Origin of the sequence: Candidatus Methylobacter oryzae (genome assembly GCF_003994235.2) — a bacterium.
GTDB classification, from domain to species: domain Bacteria; phylum Pseudomonadota; class Gammaproteobacteria; order Methylococcales; family Methylomonadaceae; genus Methylobacter_A; species Methylobacter_A oryzae.
Genome location: NZ_RYFG02000011.1, coordinates 1 through 15653, shown reverse-complemented (window position 1 = coordinate 15653; position 15653 = coordinate 1). Strand labels below are relative to the sequence as shown.

The window sequence follows — 15653 nt, the reverse complement described above, 5'->3', positions numbered from 1 at the left end:
ACTGATTTCATCGATCGCGATGGAAGAGGGTTTGCGCTTTGCAATCCGTGAAGGTGGCCGTACAGTCGGTGCGGGCGTTGTTGCATCAATACTTGAATAATAATATTATTTAGTGTATCATTAAAGTTTATCTGAATAGGTCAGTAGTTCAATTGGTAGAATAGCGGTCTCCAAAACCGCGGGTTGGGGGTTCGAGACCCTCCTGGCCTGCCATTCAGATTAGAGCATGTCAAATCTATTTTCATAGTAAATAACATATGAATACTCAGGTAGAAACATCAGCATCGGTTTTTGATGTTGTTAAGCAGGTTTTTTCCGTTGTCTTTGTGGTTGCTGGTGTGGCTGCGTTCTATTATTTCTCTGAAGTTTCGCTTTTGTATCGGGTTCTCGGTTTAGTTGTGATTATGCTGGCTTCGGTAGGAATGATGCTCACTACAGGAATAGGTCATAATGTTTGGGTGTTTGTGACGGAGTCTAAGCAAGAGGTCAGGAAGGTTGTTTGGCCTACTCGAGAAGAAACATTTCGTACTACATTGCTTGTGTTTGGAATGGTTTTTGTTGTTGGGTTGATACTCTGGTTGCTTGATATGTTTCTGTTTTGGGGAGTACGCCTTTTAACTGGTCAAGGAGGGTAAAGGAATGGCGCTACGCTGGTATGTTGTTCACGCCTATTCAAATTTTGAGAACAAAGTTAAGCAAGCCCTTGAGGAAAGAATAAAGAGAGAGGGATTGGAGCAGTATTTTGGAAAAATTTTAGTCCCGACCGAAGAGGTTGTGGAGATGCGCATGGGGCAACAGAGAAAAAGCGAAAGAAAGTTTTTTCCTGGATATGTGCTGGTACAGATGGACTTAACAGATGAGACTTGGCATTTGGTAAAAGATGTGCCGAGAGTATTAGGGTTTATAGGTGGGACTTCTGATCGTCCGGCACCAATATCTGAAAAAGAAGCCATGGCTATTCTGAATAGGGTAGAGGATGGCGTAAATAAGCCGCGGCCTAAGACAATGTTCGAGGTTGGTGAGGTAATTAGAGTAATTGATGGGCCATTTAAAGATTTTAATGGTGTTGTTGAAGAAGTTAACTATGAAAAAAGTAAAATAAAAATATCAGTGCTTATTTTTGGCAGATCTACCTCTGTTGAGCTCGGTTTTGGTCAAGTAGAGAAAAGTTAGTAAATTTAGATTTGGATGTTTTCAAAGTCACCGTCTGAATAAGATGGTGATTTTTTTGTGTTTAGGGGAGCCGAGAGGCGATTGGACCCATACTTTGGAGTAAATAATGGCTAAAAAAATAACTGCGTATATTAAGTTGCAGGTTAAAGCAGGTGAAGCGAATCCTAGTCCACCTGTTGGTCCAGCATTGGGTCAACGCGGTGTAAATATTATGGAGTTTTGTAAAGCATTTAATGCGAAAACACAAGATACAGAAAAAGGTTTGCCTTTACCTGTTGTTATTACTGTCTATAGCGACCGTAGTTTTACTTTTATTACAAAAACTCCACCAGCTTCAATTCTTTTGAAAAAAGCAACAGGGATTAAAAGCGGTAGTAGTAACCCTAATACGAAAAAAGTTGGTACGGTAACTCGTGCGCAACTGGAAGAAATTGCTAAAACAAAAATGGAAGATTTGAACGCAGCAAATCTTGAAGCAGCAGTAAAAACGATTGCCGGCAGTGCGTACAGCATGGGCTTGAATGTGGAGGGATTGTAATGGCTAAGCTATCGAAAAAAGCAAAAATTATCAAAGGGAAAGTTGATAAAACTAAGCAATATACAATTAATGAAGCAGTTCAGCTATTAAAAGAATTAGGAACTGCAAAGTTTAATGAAGCTATTGATGTCAGTGTTAATTTAGGTGTTGATCCTCGTAAGTCTGATCAAAACGTTCGTGGCGCAACAGTATTGCCAAATGGTACGGGTAAAACAGTTAGAGTTGCGGTTTTTACACAAGGCCCTAATGCAGATGCAGCACGGGAAGCTGGTGCTGATATAGTAGGTATGGACGACTTAGGCGAGCTAGTAAAGAAAGGTGAAATGGATTTCGATGTGGTCATCGCTTCTCCTGACGCAATGAGAGTAGTTGGTCAATTGGGTCAAATTTTAGGGCCTCGAGGTTTAATGCCTAATCCTAAAGTAGGAACTGTAACTGCAGATGTTGCTACTGCAGTAAAAAATGCAAAATCTGGGCAAGTACGCTACAGAACTGATAAGTCAGGAATTATCCATTGTACGCTTGGCAAAGTTACGTTTGATGCGGCTGCTATTCAAGGTAATTTGGAAGCATTGCTTGCTGATTTAAGAAAATTGAAGCCGACTGCCGCCAAAGGTATATATATTAAGAAGATAACCTTGTCATCTACTATGGGGCCTGGGTTGTGGTTAGATCAGAGTAGCATCGCTGTCTAACTCAATAGAAGACTTTGGGTTGCCGACCCGTTCGGTAACCGTCAAAGACCGCAGGTGTTGTAAAACTTAATATTTCCTGCGTAGACGGAAGCTGGAGCCTAAAAACTGGTGAAAGGGACCGTAAGGGGTATTTATTAATGAATACTTTTTATTAATTCTGGGGGAAAACCGGAGGTTATCTGTGGCACTAAATTTAGATGGCAAAAAAGCTGTCGTTGAAGAGGTCGCTGTATACGCCGCTAAAGCTCATTCTGCAATCGCAGCAGAGTATCGTGGATTGACAGTTACGGAATTGACTGAGCTGCGCAAAACTGCAAGAGAGACGGGCGTTTATTTGCGTGTGATCAAAAATACGTTGGCAAAACGGGCTGTTGCTGGTACTGAATTTGAATGTATGCAAAGCGGATTGGTAGGGCCGTTATTAATAGCGTTCTCTATGGAGGATCCAGGTTCTGCGGCGCGCTTGATAAGTGACTTTGCTAAGACTCATGACAAGCTGATTACCAAGATAGTTGCTATTGGCGGACAGGCTTATGGTGCTTCTGAGTTGGCTCGACTGGCTAGTTTGCCGACTCGCGATCAAGGTATTGCTATGCTTATGTCGGTAATGAAAGCGCCGACAGCAAAATTGGTTCGTACTTTGGCTGCGCTCAAGGAACAAAAAGAAGCAGCATAGTCAGTGCGGACGTTTCAAAGCAATATTTTCTAAATCACAACCAGTTTAAAACATATTATTTTAGAGGAATACACAATGGCAATTTCGCAAGAAGATATCTTGGAAGCGGTTTCAAATATGACTGTAATGGAAATCGTTGACTTGATTTCGGCGATGGAAGAAAAATTTGGCGTATCTGCAGCGGTAGCTGTTGCAGCTGCACCAGTAGCTGCAGCTGCGTCTGCGGCTGAAGAGCAAACTGAATTTGATGTTGTTCTGACAGGCTTCGGTGATAACAAAGTCGCGGTTATTAAAGCAGTACGTGGCATCACTGGCTTGGGCTTGAAAGAAGCTAAAGATGCAGTTGAGGGCGTTCCAACAACATTGAAAGAAGGTGTTTCTAAAGCGGAAGCGGAAGACGCGCAAAAGCAGCTTGTTGAAGCAGGCGCTACAGTCGAAATCAAATAAGTTTCGACTTAATTGCAAAGATGCTGAATCAAGCGTCTTTGCCAAGTACGGCTGGTGGCAATCTTGTCGCCGGCCTTTTACTGTTTGCACGATTTGCACAGTAGAAAATTATCTATGACGAAAAGGTTCGGAAGCGATATGTCCTACTCTTTTACAGAAAAAAAGCGTATTCGAAATAACTTTGGGAAAGGTACTGAGGTACTTGATGTTCCCTATCTTCTGGCAACGCAAATTAACTCATATGCGGGCTTTTTGCAATCGGGAGTTGCGGCTGAAAAGCGTGAAGATACTGGATTGCACGCAGCATTTTCCAGTGTTTTTCCCATTGAAAGCCACTCAGGATATGCGGTGCTGGAGTATGTGAAATATAGATTGGGAGAGCCTGTTTTTGATGTAAGAGAGTGCCAGCAAAGAGGCGCGACCTATGCGGCACCCTTAAGAGTGTTAGTTCGTCTGGTTATCTATGATAAAGAAGCATCTGTCAATGCAAAAGTAGTCAAGGACATCCGTGAGCAGGAAGTATACATGGGGGAGCTGCCATTGATGACGGACAATGGAACATTTGTTATTAACGGAACGGAGCGGGTAATAGTTTCTCAACTGCATCGTTCCCCAGGTGTATTCTTCGATCATGATAAAGGAAAGACGCATTCATCAGGAAAGCTTTTATTTAATGCAAGGGTTATTCCTTACCGTGGTTCTTGGCTAGATTTTGAATTTGATCATAAGGACTGTGTTTTTGTTCGAATTGATCGGCGCAGAAAGATACCTGCAACTATTCTGCTTAGAGGATTAGGATACGATAACGAAGAAATGATTAATATTTTCTTCGAGATGAATAAATTTACTATTGATGCTCAAAAATGCATTTTTCATATCGTTCCCGAACGTATGCGGGGCGAAATTACAGCTTTTGATATTAAAAGCAAAAATGGGCAGATATTGGTTGAAGAAGGGCGCCGGATTACAGCTAAGCATATCCGTGAGATGATTAAGTCCGGCTTAACTGAAGTTGAAGTGCCAAAAGAATACTTGGTCGGAAAGATATTAGGTCATAACTTGATTGACCAATCTACAGGTGAGTTAGTTGCTAATGTAAATGACGAGCTTACAGTTGGAATAATAGATAGATGTATCGAAAACGGCATTACAGAGCTGAATACCTTGTTTGTCAATGACTTGGATAAAGGTCCTTACATATCTAATGCTATGAGGCTGGACACAACTATCAATAGTCTTGAGGCATTGGTTGAAATATACCGGATGATGCGTCCGGGTGAGCCTCCAACTAAGGAATCAGCAGAAAATCTGTTTCAAAACCTCTTTTTTACTGATGAGAGATATGACTTATCTACCGTAGGGCGGATGAAGTTTAATCGGCGATTGGGACGTCAAGAAACAACCGGCCCTGGTACATTAACTAAAGAGGACATCATTGATGTACTTAAAGAGTTAATAGATATTCGTAATGGCAACGGCAATGTTGATGATATTGATCATTTAGGTAACAGACGGGTTCGTTCAGTAGGTGAAATGATCGAGAACCAATTCCGTGTTGGCTTGGTGCGCGTTGAAAGAGCAGTTAAAGAGCGCTTAACATTAGCAGATTCTGAAGGCTTAATGCCACAGGAAATAATCAATGCAAAGCCGGTTTCAGCGGCAGTAAAAGAGTTTTTTGGTTCCAGTCAATTGTCGCAGTTTATGGATCAAAACAACCCATTATCCCAGGTGACGCATAAGCGCCGTGTATCGGCTTTGGGGCCAGGTGGTTTGGCAAGAGAGCGTGCAGGATTTGAAGTACGTGACGTACATGCAACGCATTACGGTCGTGTATGTCCTATTGAGACTCCTGAAGGGCCAAACATTGGTTTGATCAATTCATTATCAGTTTATGCGCGTACTAATAATTATGGTTTCCTGGAAACGCCTTATAGAAAAGTAGTTGACGGCAAAGTAACCGATCATGTCGATTATTTGTCAGCAATTGAAGAGGGCGAGTTTGTTATTGCTCAGGCCAGTGTGGCAGTGGACGCAAACGGGAAATTGGTTGAAGGATTGGTGTCTTGCCGCCATAAGGATGAGTTTACGTTGGCAATGTCTGATACCGTGCAGTATATGGACGTGTCTTCTAAGCAGATTGTATCTGTAGCGGCCTCAATTATTCCTTTCCTGGAACATGATGACGCTAACCGTGCATTAATGGGATCTAACATGCAGCGTCAGGCTGTTCCTACGCTAAGGGCAGAAAAGCCATTAGTGGGAACGGGCATGGAAAGAACAGTTGCAAAAGACTCGGGGGTAACCGTGGTTGCTGCTCGTGGTGGTAAGATTGAAGCTGTTGATGCCGCTAGAATCGTAGTACGTGTAAACGACACGGAAACAGAAACAGGCACTCCAGGTGTCGATATCTACAATTTGATTAAATATACGCGTTCGAATCAGAACACGTGCATTAATCAAAAGCCATTAGTAAAACCGGGCGATATTGTTCAGGCTGGCGATATTATGGCAGATGGCCCTTCTACGGATATGGGCGAATTGGCTTTAGGGCAAAACATGTTGGTTGCGTTTATGCCATGGAATGGTTACAACTTCGAAGATTCGATTTTAGTTTCAGAGCGTGTTGTTAAAGAAGATCGCTTTACTACGATTCATATTGAAGAAAAAACTTGCGTAGCTCGTGATACAAAGCATAGCCCAGAAGAAATTACAGCAGATATTCCAAATGTTAGCGAAGAAGCATTGTCCAAACTTGACGAATCGGGAATTGTCTATGTCGGGGCTGAAGTAAAAGGCGGCGATATTCTGGTTGGCAAGGTAACTCCAAAAGGTGAGACCCAATTAACGCCTGAAGAAAAATTACTGCGAGCGATCTTCGGAGAAAAGGCAGCAGATGTCAAGGACACATCGTTACGTGTTCCTGGAAGCATTGAAGGTACAGTTATTGATGTTCAAGTCTTCACTCGTGATGGAGTAAAGAAGGATAAGCGTGCTCTTGATATTGAGCAGGAAGAAATTAAACGCTATAGAAAGGATCTTGATGATCAGTTGAAAATTCTTGAAGAGGACATCTTCTCACGGGTTGCTAAACTTTTGATTGGAAAAGTTGCTCAATCTGGACCTGGTCAATTAAAAGCGGGAACCGAAATAACCCAGGCTTATCTTAACGGGCTGAAGCATTCAGAGTGGTTGAAGATTCGCATGAAGGATGAGGAAATCAATCTTCAGCTAGAAACCGTTCTTGCTCAGGTAGAGCAACAAAGAAAAGACTTTGATGAAAAGTTTGAAGTCAAGCGTAAAAAAATCACAATGGGTGATGATTTGGCGCCGGGTGTTCTGAAGATGGTTAAGGTTTATTTGGCGGTTAAAAGACGTATTCAGCCCGGAGATAAAATGGCTGGTCGTCATGGAAACAAAGGGGTTATTTCCATGATTAGACCGATTGAAGATATGCCGTATACGGCTGATGGCAATCCAGTTGATATTGTCTTGAATCCATTAGGCGTACCTTCGCGAATGAACGTCGGACAGGTGCTGGAGACACATTTGGGCTGGGCAGCAAAAGGCTTGGGGATCAAAATAGGTAAGATGCTCGAAGCTAAGTATGATGCAGAAAAGGCTAAAGTAGCTGCAATTAGAGAGTATCTGGATAAAATCTATAACAGTAGCGGTCGTAAAGAGGATTTAGCTTCATTTTCAGATCAAGAGATCTTGGAGATGGCTGAAAATCTAGTTAGTGGTGTACCTATGGCGACTCCTGTATTTGACGGTGCAACTGAAGAAGAAATTCGTACTATGTTAAAGTTGGCCGATCTGCCGGAGCACGGACAGGTTACGCTTTATGATGGTTTGACAGGCGAACCGTTTGAGCGAGAAGTTACAGTTGGTTATATGTATATGCTGAAGTTGAATCATTTGGTTGATGACAAGATGCATGCTCGCTCAACAGGTCCTTATAGTTTAGTTACTCAGCAGCCGTTAGGTGGTAAAGCGCAATTTGGCGGTCAGCGATTTGGAGAAATGGAAGTTTGGGCGCTTGAAGCTTATGGAGCTGCCTATACGTTGCAGGAAATGTTAACAGTCAAATCTGATGACGTGACCGGTAGAACCCGTATGTATAAAAACATTGTCGATGGTGATCATAAAATGGAAGCCGGTATGCCGGAATCATTTAACGTTTTAATTAAAGAAATCCGCTCGTTGGCTGTCAATATAGAATTGCAGCGGGATTAGGTATGTAGTTCGGTCGGGTTGCCAAGTTTGCCTACTGTTAGTAGTGCAAGGCAGCCCGATTAACAAATACGGTGCCCGTTGGGTTATGATGCAACAAGACAACCCTGGCTCAACTCACAGCCTGTTCTGGCCTCTGTCAGAAAGTATTTTTAAAGAGGATAAGCTCTTGAAAGATTTAATGAATTTCTTAAAGCGTCAAGGTCGTGCCGATGATTTTGACGGAATTAGTATTGGTTTGGCATCACCAGATATGATCCGTTCTTGGTCGTATGGCGAGGTCAAGAAACCTGAAACAATTAACTACCGTACTTTCAAGCCTGAGCGGGACGGTTTATTTTGCGCCAAAATTTTTGGGCCGGTTAGTGATTATGAATGTCTTTGTGGTAAATATAAAAGACTGAAGCATCGCGGCGTTATCTGTGAAAAATGTGGTGTTGAAGTCACTTTATCCAAAGTGCGTCGCGAAAGAATGGGGCATATTGATTTAGCTAGTCCGGTTGCTCATATTTGGTTCTTAAAATCGCTGCCTTCCAGAATTGCGTTGTTATTGGATATGACGCTACGTGAAATTGAGCGCGTGTTGTATTTTGAATCATTCGTTGTTTTAGATCCGGGCATGACTCCTTTGGATAAAGGTCAATTGCTTACCGATGACGATTATCTGGACGCCGTTGAATTGCATGGCGATGATTTTGTCGCAAAAATGGGTGCAGAAGCAATTTATGATTTGCTCAAATCAATTGATTTGAAAGAGCAAGTTGAAATTCTGCGTGAAGAGATAAATTCAACCAATTCAGAAACAAAGATCAAAAAATACTCAAAACGTCTAAAAGTTATGGATGCGTTATTGAGTTCAAAAAATCGTCCAGAATGGATGATTCTGAAAGTATTGCCGGTGTTGCCGCCTGAGTTGCGTCCGCTTGTTCCTTTAGATGGTGGTCGTTTTGCAACTTCTGATTTGAATGACCTTTATCGTCGTGTTATTAATAGAAACAACCGATTAAATCGATTGTTGGACTTGAATGCTCCAGATATCATCGTTCGTAACGAGAAGCGTATGCTGCAGGAGTCTGTGGATGCGTTGCTTGATAATGGTCGTCGAGGTCGTGCGATTACAGGTACTAACAGAAGGCCGCTTAAATCATTAGCGGATATGATCAAGGGTAAACAAGGGCGTTTTAGACAAAACCTCTTAGGCAAGCGTGTTGATTATTCCGGTCGTTCAGTAATTGTTGTGGGGCCTACATTAAGGTTGCATCAATGCGGACTTCCGAAAAAAATGGCGTTAGAGCTATTTAAACCGTTTATATTTAGCAAACTGCAATTCCGAGGCCTAGCTACAACTATTAAAGCCGCTAAGAAAATGGTTGAGAGGGAGGGTGCCGAAGTTTGGGATATCCTTGAAGAAGTTATACGTGAGCATCCCATTTTATTAAACCGTGCGCCAACATTGCACAGACTTGGTATTCAAGCTTTTGAACCTACGCTGATTGAGGGTAAAGCGATTCAGTTGCATCCATTAGTTTGTAGCGCATTTAACGCTGACTTCGATGGCGATCAGATGGCTGTGCATATTCCATTGTCTATTGAGGCGCAACTGGAGGCCAGGACATTGATGATGGCGACAAATAATATTTTGTCTCCAGCAAATGGCGAGCCTGTTATTAACCCGTCTCAAGACGTGGTGTTAGGTCTCTATTACATCAGTCGTGAAAAAATTAATGCGAAGGGTGACGGTAGCATATTTGTCAGTGTTGGTGAGATTCATAAGGCGCTACTGGAAAAAACTGTTGAATTACAAGCCAAAATTCAATTACGCATCACGGAAAAAGTGATAAACGAAAAGGGTGAGATTGAAGATAAAACTCATCGCGTACAAACCACCGTCGGACGTGCACTAATTTGGGAAGTAGTTCCTGATCGTACACCATACGAGCTAGTTAACTGTGATATGACTAAAAAGAATATCTCTCGGTTAATTAATTACAGTTACCGTTATTTGGGCAATAAAGACACGGTCATACTTGCTGACCAATTGATGTATCTAGGCTTTAGATATGCAACGATTTCGGGGGTTTCATTCGGTATTGAAGATATGGTAATTCCAGCTAAAAAGGTTGATATTATTAAGGCCTCCGATGCTGAAGTAAATGAAATTCAAAGCCAGTATGCCTCCGGTTTAGTAACCGATGGGGAGCGCTATAACAAAGTTGTTGATATTTGGTCTCATGCTAATGATCAAATAGCAAAAGTAATGATGGACGGGCTTGGTGAAGAGTCAGTTGTCGATGCTGAAGGTAAGACAGTAAAGCAAAAGTCATTTAACTCTATTTTTATGATGGCCGAATCTGGGGCGCGAGGCTCTGCTGCCCAGATTCGTCAGTTAGCCGGTATGCGCGGTTTGATGGCTAAACCGGATGGTTCTATTATCGAAACACCTATTACTGCTAATTTTAGAGAAGGTCTGGACGTATTACAGTATTTTATTTCGACTCATGGTGCCCGAAAAGGTCTCGCTGATACAGCATTAAAAACTGCAAACTCCGGTTACTTAACACGAAGATTAGTCGATGTTGCTCAGGATCTTGTTATTAATGGAGATGATTGTGGTACGTCTAACGGTTTAATTATGACTCCTATTATTGAAGGTGGTGATGTTGTCGAACCTTTATCAGAGCGAGTATTGGGGCGTGTAGCTGTCAACGATATTATGGATCCTGCTGGAGAGACTATGGTTGCACCTAAAGGTACGTTATTGAACGAGCATTGGGTTTCCGTTCTTGAAGCACATAGTATTGATCAGGTTATGGTCCGTTCAATCATTACTTGTGAAAATAGACATGGTGTTTGTGCTGCTTGTTATGGACGTGATCTTGGACGAGGTCATTTGGTAAATATTGGTGAAGCGGTAGGGGTTATTGCGGCGCAATCAATCGGCGAGCCAGGTACCCAGCTAACAATGCGCACTTTCCATATTGGTGGTGCGGCTTCTAGGTCTGCAGCAATCAGTAATGTACAGGTTAAATCTGCCGGTACCGTGCGTCTTAATAACCTGAAGTCAGTGGTCAATCGTGAAGGTAACTTGGTTGCTGTTTCAAGATCAGGCGAAGTTGGCGTAGTTGATGATTATGGTCGTGAGAAGGAGCGTTATAAGATCCCTTACGGAGCGGTGCTTTCGGTACAGGAAGGTTCAAGAGTTAATGCTGGCGATATTATTGTTAACTGGGATCCTCATACACATCCTGTTATTACAGAAGTCGATGGCGTTGTCGAGCTAATTGATTTTGTTGATGGTGTTACTGTACAGAAGCAATCCGATGAGGTCACCGGTTTGAGTTCATTGGTGGTTACGGACCCTAAACAGCGAGGAAGTGCTGGAAAGGAATTACGTCCGATGGTGAAGCTGTTTGATAACGAAGGTAAAGCAATTTATTTGCCAGGAACTGAAATTCCTGCTCAATATTTCTTACCGGCAGGAGCAATTGCTGGTATTAAAGACGGTGGAGAAGTAAAGGTTGGTGACGTTTTGGCTAGGATTCCGCAAGAATCTAGTAAAACAAGAGATATAACAGGTGGTTTGCCGCGTGTTGCGGATTTATTTGAAGCACGAAAAACAAAAGACCCGGCCATTCTTGCGGAAAGTAGTGGAACAATTTCATTTGGAAAGGAAACGAAAGGCAAGCAGCGCGTTATAATTACAGATGCTGCCGGTGAGCAAGTTGAAACATTGATTCCTAAGTGGCGACATATTACGGTATTTGAAGGTGAGTATGTCGAAAAGGGTGAAACGATAGCAGAAGGTGAGTTAACGCCACATGATATTCTTAGATTAAGAGGAATTGAGGAGCTAGCTAACTATTTAGTCAAGGAAATACAGGATGTGTATCGTCTGCAAGGTGTGAAAATTAATGATAAACACATTGAGGCAATTATTCGGCAAATGCTTCGGAAAGTTGAAATTACTGCGTCCGGTGATACAAGCTTCTTGAAAGGTGATCAGGTTGAGCGTGCTGCATTAAGAGAGGAAAATGATAAAGTTGAGGCTGAAGGGAAGATTCCTGCAAGTTATAACTCAGTATTGCTTGGAATTACTAAAGCTTCATTGGCAACAGAATCATTTATTTCGGCTGCTTCATTCCAAGAAACAACAAGAGTACTTACTGATGCGGCAGTACGTGGATTAAGCGATAGCTTACAAGGATTGAAAGAGAATGTTATCGTAGGGCGTTTAATCCCGGCTGGAACTGGACTGGCTTATCATGAAAGCAGAAAAAACAGATTTGCTCAGCATGAAGTTGTGGAAAGTGAAGCGTCTTTAGCAGTAGATGCGGAAGATGTGGAAGAGGCTCTTAAGCAAGCCTTAAATATTTAAAGTTAGCTTATTTATAAATATTGGCTTGACCTAATGCGTGATAGAGGGTAACATACTCTGCTCAAATGAGCTAGCGTGCTTGGGTCGGGTCGAGTTTTAATTAGTTGTCGACATTAGATGTGTGCGGCGGTTGATTTATTATCTGACAGTTAAATTGTATATCGGAGTAAACAAAGTTATGGCCACGATCAACCAATTGGTTCGTAAGCCTCGTGCTAAGAAAATAGAAAAAAGCAATGTTCCTGCATTGGAAGCTTGTCCTCAGCGTAGGGGTGTTTGCACTCGCGTTTATACGACAACTCCAAAAAAACCTAACTCTGCGCTCAGAAAAGTGGCTAGGGTCAGGCTGACGAATGGGGCTGAAGTTAGTAGCTACATTGGTGGTGAGGGGCATAATTTGCAAGAGCACTCTGTGGTTCTGATTAGAGGGGGACGTGTAAAAGACTTGCCTGGTGTTAGATATCACGTTGTTCGTGGAAGCTTGGATGCGTCTGGTGTGAATAATAGAAAATGCGGTCGCTCTAAATATGGAACAAAACGGCCTAAAGGCTAAACGTTGGTTGGTGAAATAAATGTCTAGAAGAAGAGTTGCTACAAAAAGAGAAATTATTCCGGATCCAAGATTTGGTAGTGTAATGCTGACCAAGTTTATGAATATGATTATGGAGAGTGGTAAGAAATCTGTTGCGGAAGGGATAGTCTATGGTGCCTTGGATGTAATTGAAAGTAAAGGTCATGGTGAGCCTCTTGAGGTGCTGTCTAAGGCTCTAGAGAATGTTCAGCCTCGTGTTGAGGTTAAATCTAGACGCGTTGGTGGGGCAACGTATCAGGTTCCTGTTGAGGTGCGGCCTTCAAGGCGTATGGCATTGGCAATGCGTTGGCTGATAGATGCGTCTCGCAAACGTAATGAGAGAAATATGCCTGCTAAGCTGGCTGGTGAGTTATTGGATGCTTTTGAAAGTAGAGGTGCTGCTGCGAAAAAGCGTGAGGATACTCATAGAATGGCAGAGGCAAATAAGGCTTTCTCTCATTATCGTTGGTAATTAATAAACTCTAAAAGAAGATTGGATAGTTGTGGCGCGTAAAACTCCTATAGGGTTTTATCGAAATATCGGTATTATGGCCCACATTGACGCGGGTAAAACTACGACAACGGAGCGCATACTTTATTATACTGGGGTGTCTCACAAGATAGGTGAGGTTCATGATGGCGCCGCAACGATGGACTGGATGGAGCAGGAGCAGGAGCGTGGAATTACAATAACCTCTGCTGCGACTACCTGCTTCTGGTCTGGAATGGAAAGTCAATATCCATTGCACCGTATTAATATAATCGACACGCCAGGTCATGTTGATTTTACAATTGAAGTGGAGCGATCGTTAAGGGTTCTTGATGGGGCTTGTGCTGTATTTTGCGCTGTTGGTGGTGTTGAGCCGCAGTCTGAAACGGTATGGCGGCAAGCAGATAAATATAATGTTCCGCGTTTAGTTTTTGTAAATAAAATGGATCGCTCGGGGGCTAACTTCTTGAGGGTTATTGAGCAGATTAAGGTGCGGTTAGGTGGTAATGCGGTTCCAATGCAATTGCCTATCGGGGCTGAAGATAGTTTTGAAGGGGTTGTAGATTTAATAAAAATGAAGGCCATATATTGGAATGATGTCAATATGGGCATGACTTTTAAGGAAGAAGAAATTCCAGCTGATATGTTAGGGCTCTGTAAGGAATGGAGAGAGCATATGGTTGAGGTTGCAGCGGAAGCAAATGAAGAGTTATTGGAAAAATACCTTGAAGAAGGGTGTTTATCAAGCGAAGAAATTAAGTACGGAATTCGCGCAAGGACATTGTCAAATCAGATAGTACCGGCATTTTGCGGGTCTGCTTTTAAGAACAAAGGCGTTCAGGCAATGCTGGATGCTGTCATTGAATATATGCCTGCCCCAACAGATGTTGAGGCTATAAAAGGGCATCTTGAAGATGATGTGACTGAAGCGGTTAGACCGGCAAATGATGAGGCCCCATTCGCAGCATTAGCATTCAAAATAGCTGCTGATCCTTTTGTTGGTGCATTAACTTTTTTTAGAGTTTATTCTGGTGTCCTCAATTCCGGGGATAGTATCTACAATTCGGTAAAAAATAAAAAGGAACGAATTGGGCGTCTTGTGCAGATGCACGCCAATAGTCGTGAAGAAATAAAAGAGGTTCGTGCAGGAGATATTGCTGCAGCAATAGGGCTTAAGGATGTAACTACAGGCGACACGCTTTGTGATCTGAGAGAAAGAATAGTACTTGAGCGAATGGACTTTCCAGACCCTGTTATATCAGTTGCTGTTGAGCCAAAAACAAAAGCTGATCAGGAAAAAATGGGGTTGGCGTTAAGTAAATTGGCGCAAGAGGATCCGTCATTCCGTGTGCATACGGATGAGGAATCCGGGCAAATTATTATTTCAGGGATGGGGGAATTGCACCTTGAGATTATTGTTGATCGGATGAAGAGGGAATTCAACGTTGAGGCAAATGTTGGGGCTCCGCAAGTGGCATACAGGGAAACGGTTCGAAAGACGGTTGAACAAGAGGGTAAATTTATAAGGCAGTCCGGTGGTAAGGGGCAGTATGGGCATGTTTGGTTACGTATTGAACCTCAAGAAATCGGTACTGGGTATGAGTTTGTAAATGAAATAGTTGGCGGGGTCGTGCCAAAAGAATTCATACCTGCTGTAGATAAAGGTATCCAAGAGCAGATGAAGAGTGGTATCCTAGCCGGCTATCCTGTGTTGGATGTAAAGGTCTCTCTTTTTGATGGTTCTTATCATGATGTGGATTCGAATGAAATGGCCTTCAAAATCGCTGGCTCTATGTGTTTCAGAGAGGGGGCAAGGAATGCGAATCCTGTATTGCTTGAGCCAATAATGAAAGTTGAAATTGCTACGCCTGAAGAATATTTGGGGGACGTAGTGGGTGATATCAACAAACGGCGTGGTGTTATCCTGGGGATGGAGGATGCACCATCAGGTAAAACACTGAGCTGCGAAGTGCCCTTGGCGGAAATGTTTGGCTATGCAACTGATTTGAGATCAGCGACTCAGGGGCGTGCAACATATAGTATGCAGTTTGAAAAATATAATGAATCGCCTGCTCATATAGCAGAAGCAATTATTAAAAAATCTTCATAAATTTGAATATAATTTAAAGGTATTAACTCATGGCCAAAGAAAAATTTTCACGTAGCAAGCCCCACGTAAACGTCGGCACAATCNCGGAAGAGCGTGCGCGCGGTATCACTATTTCAACCTCACATGTCGAATATGAATCAGCGACGCGTCACTATGCGCATGTTGACTGCCCGGGTCATGCTGACTATGTAAAAAACATGATTACCGGTGCAGCGCAAATGGATGGCGCGATTTTAGTCTGTTCGGCGGCTGATGGCCCAATGCCGCAAACTCGCGAGCATATCCTGCTGTCAAGACAGGTTGGCGTGCCTTACATTGTCGTGTTCCTGAATAAAGCGGACATGGTTG

Annotated in this window: 13 protein-coding genes and 1 tRNA gene; all 14 read left to right on the top strand. The window is 42.7% G+C overall.

What is annotated here, in order from left to right; genetic code table 11:
* On the top strand, positions 1–100 hold a 100-nt coding region (locus EKO24_RS02710; RefSeq protein ID WP_143733145.1), incomplete at its 5' end, for an EF-Tu C-terminal domain-related protein.
* Between the two features lie 37 nt (positions 101–137).
* A tRNA-Trp gene (locus tag EKO24_RS02705) sits at positions 138–213 on the top strand.
* Between the two features lie 44 nt (positions 214–257).
* Entirely contained in the window at positions 258–635 is a 378-nt protein-coding gene (gene secE, locus EKO24_RS02700) for a preprotein translocase subunit SecE (protein WP_127028049.1), read from the top strand.
* A gap of 4 nt (positions 636–639) precedes the next feature.
* A complete protein-coding gene (nusG, locus tag EKO24_RS02695; RefSeq protein WP_127028048.1) occupies positions 640–1173 on the top strand; it encodes a transcription termination/antitermination protein NusG in 534 nt (177 codons plus the stop codon).
* A gap of 106 nt (positions 1174–1279) precedes the next feature.
* Positions 1280–1711 carry a 50S ribosomal protein L11 gene (rplK, locus tag EKO24_RS02690; RefSeq protein WP_006890501.1) on the top strand — a complete coding sequence of 144 codons (432 nt, stop codon included), beginning with the start codon at positions 1280–1282 and terminating at the stop codon, positions 1709–1711.
* Positions 1711–2406 carry a 50S ribosomal protein L1 gene (gene rplA, locus EKO24_RS02685; protein ID WP_127028047.1) on the top strand — a complete coding sequence of 232 codons (696 nt, stop codon included), beginning with the start codon at positions 1711–1713 and terminating at the stop codon, positions 2404–2406. The genes rplK and rplA overlap by 1 nt, the downstream gene beginning before the upstream one ends.
* Before the next feature lie 181 nt (positions 2407–2587).
* Positions 2588–3082, top strand: coding sequence for a 50S ribosomal protein L10 (gene rplJ, locus EKO24_RS02680; RefSeq protein ID WP_127028046.1), 495 nt, complete (start codon positions 2588–2590; stop codon positions 3080–3082).
* 75 nt (positions 3083–3157) lie between these two features.
* Positions 3158–3529, top strand: a complete 372-nt coding sequence (rplL, locus tag EKO24_RS02675; protein WP_127028045.1) for a 50S ribosomal protein L7/L12 — start codon at positions 3158–3160, stop codon at positions 3527–3529.
* 138 nt (positions 3530–3667) lie between these two features.
* Positions 3668–7762 (top strand): DNA-directed RNA polymerase subunit beta, encoded by a 4095-nt coding sequence (rpoB, locus tag EKO24_RS02670; RefSeq protein ID WP_127028044.1) that lies wholly within the window; start codon positions 3668–3670, stop codon positions 7760–7762.
* A gap of 178 nt (positions 7763–7940) precedes the next feature.
* Entirely contained in the window at positions 7941–12134 is a 4194-nt protein-coding gene (gene rpoC / locus EKO24_RS02665) for a DNA-directed RNA polymerase subunit beta' (RefSeq protein ID WP_127028054.1), read from the top strand.
* A 178-nt stretch (positions 12135–12312) separates the two neighbouring features.
* The gene (rpsL, locus tag EKO24_RS02660) at positions 12313–12687 is read left to right on the top strand and encodes a 30S ribosomal protein S12 (protein WP_127028043.1); all 375 of its coding nucleotides are present in this window, start codon (positions 12313–12315) and stop codon (positions 12685–12687) included.
* A 19-nt stretch (positions 12688–12706) separates the two neighbouring features.
* On the top strand, positions 12707–13177 hold the full coding sequence (rpsG, locus tag EKO24_RS02655) for a 30S ribosomal protein S7 (protein ID WP_127028042.1): 471 nt from the start codon (positions 12707–12709) through the stop codon (positions 13175–13177).
* A 31-nt stretch (positions 13178–13208) separates the two neighbouring features.
* On the top strand, positions 13209–15305 hold the full coding sequence (gene fusA, locus EKO24_RS02650) for an elongation factor G (protein WP_127028041.1): 2097 nt from the start codon (positions 13209–13211) through the stop codon (positions 15303–15305).
* Positions 15306–15334: 29 nt separating this feature from the next.
* Positions 15335–15653, top strand: a 319-nt coding sequence (locus tag EKO24_RS02645) for a GTP-binding protein (RefSeq protein ID WP_241674374.1), incomplete at its 3' end; no start/stop codon positions are given.